The sequence below is a fragment of the Mycobacterium sp. 1245801.1 genome, from assembly GCF_001673055.1.
GTDB classification, from domain to species: domain Bacteria; phylum Actinomycetota; class Actinomycetes; order Mycobacteriales; family Mycobacteriaceae; genus Mycobacterium; species Mycobacterium europaeum_A.
In genome coordinates this window covers 1-1203 of sequence record NZ_LZKY01000182.1, presented here as the reverse complement: position 1 = coordinate 1203, position 1203 = coordinate 1, and the positions used below count along the sequence as shown (strand labels likewise).

General features: G+C 65.9%; 1 protein-coding gene and 2 pseudogenes. 1 reads left to right on the top strand and 2 read right to left on the bottom strand.

The annotated features are described in order from the left end of the window. Positions 1–40 precede the first annotated feature (40 nt). Positions 41–313, top strand: coding sequence for a holin (locus A5622_RS30740; RefSeq protein ID WP_197507961.1), 273 nt, complete (start codon positions 41–43; stop codon positions 311–313). 212 nt (positions 314–525) lie between these two features. Here the strand turns inward: A5622_RS30740 and A5622_RS30735 are convergent. Both A5622_RS30735 and A5622_RS29620 read right to left on the bottom strand, forming a co-directional pair. Then, positions 526–687, bottom strand: a pseudogene (locus A5622_RS30735) (holin); the annotation flags it as partial. A gap of 35 nt (positions 688–722) precedes the next feature. Then, positions 723–1203, bottom strand: a pseudogene (locus A5622_RS29620) (peptidoglycan-binding protein); the annotation flags it as partial.

Genomic DNA, 1203 nt, shown 5'->3' with positions numbered 1-1203 from the left:
TGTCCGGGACGCGCAGAGCGCATCCCACGCGTTCCTGGGTGTGTCGGGTGGTGACGTGTTCAACTTGTTCCACCTCGACTGGAAAGCCGCCCTCGGTGTTTCCGGCGGCGCCGCCTTAGTTGCGGTGCTGCACAAGGTTGTGGAGTACCGGATCCCGGTGTCTGTCAGCGACCCGGCGCCCGCAGTAGCCACCCCAGCGCCGCCGCCGCTGCCGGCTCCTGCCGCGGAACCCGTGCCAGCCGTCGCCCCGGTCCCGGCCGCGGCTGCTGTGCCGGCTGAACCGCCGGCCGCTGATGCCGCGCCGGCGACATGAGCACCGCTGAAGTGATCGCCCTCGTCAGCGCAATCGCCGCCCCACTGCTCACATTCCTGGGTGTCGTGATCGGCGCCTGGCGCGGCCGGGACCGGGGCGACGGCTGGCACGGGTTCCGCGGCAGGAGCCGGCAGCGGCGGCGGCGCTGGGGTGGCTACTGCGGGCGCCGGGTCGCTGACAGACACCGGGATCCGGTACTCCACAACCTTGTGCAGCACCGCAACTAAGGCGGCGCCGCCGGAAACACCGAGGGCGGCTTTCCAGTCGAGGTGGAACAAGTTGAACACGTCACCACCCGACACACCCAGGAACGCGTGGGATGCGCTCTGCGCGGCCAGCAGCCCGGTAGCTTTGAACCAATCGAGGTTGATCATGTTTGACCCCTTAACGCCTAGTAGTTGATATTGTGTCACGAAAGAAGGTTGCGCACCCAATCCAGTCCGCCCGAAATGTCATACGGGCTGTAATGCGGGTTCGGCTGATCAGCCAGGAACACGATGCCGCTGACGATCGCCTGAAACACGCTGATACCGAACGTGATCAACGCCGGGATGTTCGACGAGATGACGTTGGGTAGCTGGTGCACCAGCTCCGTGATCACCCCGTACGGGTTGGACAGGAAATCCCCTCGAGCTACCGCCTGGTAGATGGATGCCTTCAACTGGCTCGCTTGGTCGTCGCCGTTCTCAGCGAAGATGTCTCCCTCGCGGTAATCATCCATGAAGTTCGGCGGCAACGCCGGGCACCCGGGGGCGCCGTAACGCTTGTACGGGTCCAGTCCATGGGTGCCGGTCTTCTTGATCTGCCCGATGGCCCACGGCGCGATCGAATCCGTGCCGCGGCAAGGGTTGCCGTAAGCCAGGGTGCCGAGCCGGTCGGCCTCCCGCCAC